The 269-nt window shown below is 51.7% G+C and carries 1 pseudogene; it reads right to left on the bottom strand.

The window, feature by feature from the left end:
• Positions 1–269 (bottom strand): annotated as a pseudogene (locus SB751_RS30965) (hypothetical protein); the annotation flags it as partial.

Raw genomic sequence — 269 nt, 5'->3', positions numbered from 1 at the left:
CGATGTAATAACATGCTCCTGGCTCTGCTGCGCCGGACGGCAAGTTGGTGTAGGCGGGCGGCGTAGCAACGGTGCCTTGCCAGAAAGTCAAAACCGGCATGCCAAAGTATTGCTGGACGCGAAAATCAAAATTCATCAGGCTTACGCTATTCAATGCGTTAAACCACACCGGGTTTCCGGCATTGTCGGCAATTAACGCGCCATTCTGCCCATACATTGCGGTATTCGAGCTCGTATAAGGTGAATTGAAAATCAATCCCTCGGCCAGC

It is taken from the genome of Cupriavidus sp. SIMBA_020 (assembly GCF_046535395.1).
Taxonomy (GTDB): Bacteria; Pseudomonadota; Gammaproteobacteria; order Burkholderiales; family Burkholderiaceae; genus Cupriavidus; species Cupriavidus campinensis.
This window is presented reverse-complemented; position numbering and strand designations above follow the sequence as displayed.